This window comes from Pontibacter brevis, assembly GCF_054779655.1.
Genome location: NZ_BAAGXV010000042.1, coordinates 1 through 3,263, shown reverse-complemented (window position 1 = coordinate 3,263; position 3,263 = coordinate 1). Strand labels below are relative to the sequence as shown.

4 protein-coding genes are annotated in these 3,263 nt (G+C 44.1%); 1 reads left to right on the top strand and 3 read right to left on the bottom strand.

Annotation, left to right across the window (positions count from 1 at the left end):
* The first annotated feature begins 450 nt into the window (after positions 1-450).
* Complete coding sequence (locus ACYVB1_RS12890; protein ID WP_460924134.1) at positions 451-1,614, top strand: glycoside hydrolase family 43 protein; 1,164 nt, start codon at positions 451-453, stop codon at positions 1,612-1,614.
* A 126-nt stretch (positions 1,615-1,740) separates the two neighbouring features.
* Here the strand turns inward: ACYVB1_RS12890 and ACYVB1_RS12885 are convergent, their stop codons facing one another.
* The 3 genes from ACYVB1_RS12885 to ACYVB1_RS12875 all read right to left on the bottom strand — a co-directional run bounded on the left by ACYVB1_RS12885 (position 1,741) and on the right by ACYVB1_RS12875 (position 3,121).
* On the bottom strand, positions 1,741-2,016 hold the full coding sequence (locus ACYVB1_RS12885; protein WP_460924132.1) for a hypothetical protein: 276 nt from the start codon (positions 2,014-2,016) through the stop codon (positions 1,741-1,743).
* A gap of 108 nt (positions 2,017-2,124) precedes the next feature.
* Entirely contained in the window at positions 2,125-2,412 is a 288-nt protein-coding gene (locus tag ACYVB1_RS12880) for a hypothetical protein (protein WP_460924130.1), read from the bottom strand.
* A 259-nt stretch (positions 2,413-2,671) separates the two neighbouring features.
* The gene (locus ACYVB1_RS12875; protein ID WP_460924128.1) at positions 2,672-3,121 is read right to left on the bottom strand and encodes a hypothetical protein; all 450 of its coding nucleotides are present in this window, start codon (positions 3,119-3,121) and stop codon (positions 2,672-2,674) included.
* Between the last annotated feature and the right edge of the window lie 142 nt (positions 3,122-3,263).

The window sequence follows — 3,263 nt, the reverse complement described above, 5'->3', positions numbered from 1 at the left end:
AGAACCTTGGTCAGACAGGAAAAGAAGGCTGATAATTACCTGGCATTCCTGCTGCTCGCGTGCATGAAGATAATGCTTAGGTATTTTTGAGATAGCTTCTAGTGTGCCCTGCTGCTTCCTGCTGTCAGTTAAGTTTTACGTTATAGCCTGCAGTAAAAGTGCTCCTTCCCGGAATGGCCTGTCATTGTAGTCTCCACTTTGCGTCAACCAGAGAACCTGGCCGGGTTGATAAACCTGTTGTGCTGTGTCCTTGCTTTTGGGAAAATGATGTTCGCGGTTTTTTTCGTAATTTGCTTCTATCAGAGGCTATTCATACTCTTTAGAGATTTGAGAGAGGTATCTTTTCAGAAACTGAACTAACACCATATTCAGAAAATAACTGAAGAGAAGTCCACCTTGCTGTGAAGGATCGTATGACCCTTTTTATGATGAAGTAACGTTATCACAACTATGAAATATATTTTTCTTTTATTTTTCTGCTTTACCGGCCTGTACTCTCACCCAGTGGCAGCTCAAACAACAAAGCGCGCCGATGCAAAAAAAGCCACTTACTCTAATCCCATGAACGTTCAGTTTGGTGATCCCTATGTGCTGTACACCGGGGGCACCTATTACATGTATGGCACGGGCGGCGGAGCAGATAAAGGATTTGCCGCTTATTCATCAAAGGACCTGGTAAACTGGAAGCCTGAAGGGCAGGTTTATTTCCATGACAACAAAAATGGCTGGAGCGATCCGAATGCCAGCTGGGGTGGTGCCTACTGGGCCCCGGAGGTATATGACGTGAATGGAAAATTCTACATGTTTTACAGTGCACAATGGAAGGAAAACCCAGGCAACGAAGAAGAAAACTTTCGCATCGGGGTGGCAGTAGCCGACAAGCCTACAGGGCCTTTCGTTGACATGGCCAGTAAGCCGATTTTTGACCCTGGTTACCCTGTCATTGACGCTAATGTGTTTTTTGATACTAATGGAAAAGTCTATCTATATTACTCCCGTGTAGCCTATAAGCACCCCGTAGAAAGCCAGGTAGCGGAATGGGCCCGGGAAAAAGGCTGGTTCAAGGAAATTGAAGAAAGCTGGGTGTACGGGGTTGAACTCAAGCCCGATTTTTCCGGCGTTATCGGTGAACCGGTTTTGTTGCTGCGGCCACCTGTTAACCTCAACGACAAGCAGTCTGAGTGGGAAAGCCGATCGGTAACGGCCCGCGAAGTGAACCGCCGCTGGACAGAGGGTTCTGTTACGTTCAAGAAAGATGGTTTGTACTACATGATGTATTCGGCCAACTATTTCGGTGGGCAACATTATGCTGTTGGGTATGCCACCTCAAACTCGCCTTTAGGCCCCTATAAAAAAGCCGCTAATAACCCGGTACTCCAAAAAAACTCCGACAAAGGGGGGACAGTAACAGGCACAGGGCATAACAGCATCACTTACTCCCCTGACGGCACAGAAATGTTCATCGTCTACCACGGAAGAACAACCAAAACAGGTGACGAAAGAGTGGTTTTTATTGACCGCATGGAGGTGAAAGATGGAAAAATCCGCGTTTTCGGCCCTACCACCTCACCCCAAAAGCTTCCCTCAGGCGCAGGGGCGGCTCCTAAAAACTAAAATTTACGCTATTAAACGTGGTTGCCAATAATAACTGGATGTATTGAATATGATTATTCAATACATCCTTAACCTGTTACTGACTCTGATAATGAACCTGTCAGCACCGAGACCCATACAACCTGCTTAGCCCGCTTTATCAATCATATCCCCAAGGTCACTCACACCTAAGGTGAATATGATAACAACAATGCCTAAAGCTATTTTTACCAGGAGCGGAATAGAGAATCCGAACCTTTTTCTGAGAAAGTTATTTGTCTGTGGGTAGTAAATAATAGAAAGAAAAAGGTAAGCGGTTCCCGGAACAGGGTGCACCAAAAACAAATTCAACATGCCAACAGTGATAAGCACTACGGCAAATATACCACTACATATACTCTCCAAATTCAATGTCTTTTCCATAAAGTTTTGCCTTTTTAATGATCAAAATCACTTCTGCGGAAGGTCTAAACATACTTTCAAGATGATAATTTGCCTCTATACACGTGCAGTAATGGGCAAGGGCGAGAGTTAAAAATCCATCAACATGAGGTTTATCTTATCAGGCAATTCAGCCACGCCTAATGCTGACCATAGTATAAATACCGCCAACAGGATTTTTAATATGGGAGGAATTGAGAAGCCGGTATACTTCCTGAAAAGAACATTTGCCGGAGGAAAATAAACAGAAGAAAGCAAAAGAATAAAAATTCCATAGCCCGGATCGTTTCCCCAGAAGGTATTGATAATGCCGATTGCTATTGCAACCATACCAAATATAGCGCTGATGATACTGCCAATGTTTAATGTCTTTTCCATGATTGTTTTCTTTTTTATAATCTTTTGATGGAGCCAGTACACTTTGTACCTGCCATTACTGGTGTTCCGCCCTTGTTAGTGTTTTGACCAGCAATTCCGACCGCAGCGGCCTTTTCACTTGCTGGTGAAAACATGCAGCAAGGGCAATTTATATAGCGCTAAGTAAAAGCCGGAACTGCTTCTTTAAACCAACTTTTTAGCCTCGAAGGCTTTGCATGCTGCCACTATATAAAGTATGTTCAAAATAGTTAGAACGCTTTTATTTAAAACCAAAAAGCAGGGGGAAAAGAAATACCACTACAGCTGCCCAGACAAAGTAAACCGGTATGTACAGCACAATAGACCTTCCGACCCCGGTTATGGCGGCTTTCTTTCTACTAGCTTTGAAGAGCATCACTGTTACGATGAGCAGGTGCACCAGCATTAGTATATTCCCCCCCAGCACAGCTACTCTGTTTGGCGTAATTCCCCACTCCGATATCCGGAAGGAAATAGCGGACAGCGCAATACCATTCACTAAAACTGTGACAACGGACAACAGAAGAAGCACCCAGGTACCTGCATGATGTTTTTCTTTTGCTGATCCTTCGGCAACAGAAAAAAATATCAAAGCCATTACCCCTATCAGAAGCAGGTTAAACAGCAACAGGAATTCCCTGTCGTTGTAAGGGTCTTTACCTGAGAATATGATCGCACCTAGATAAATCACAAGCATCACTAAAACCAGCGGGCTGAATATTGACCTCCCCCCCGCAAAACCGGACCGTTGTAAATTAGAGAAAACGGGCAATAATCGTATAGAACCAAAAGCGAATTGCCATGAAAAAATCAAAGTTCACAGAGGCGCAAAT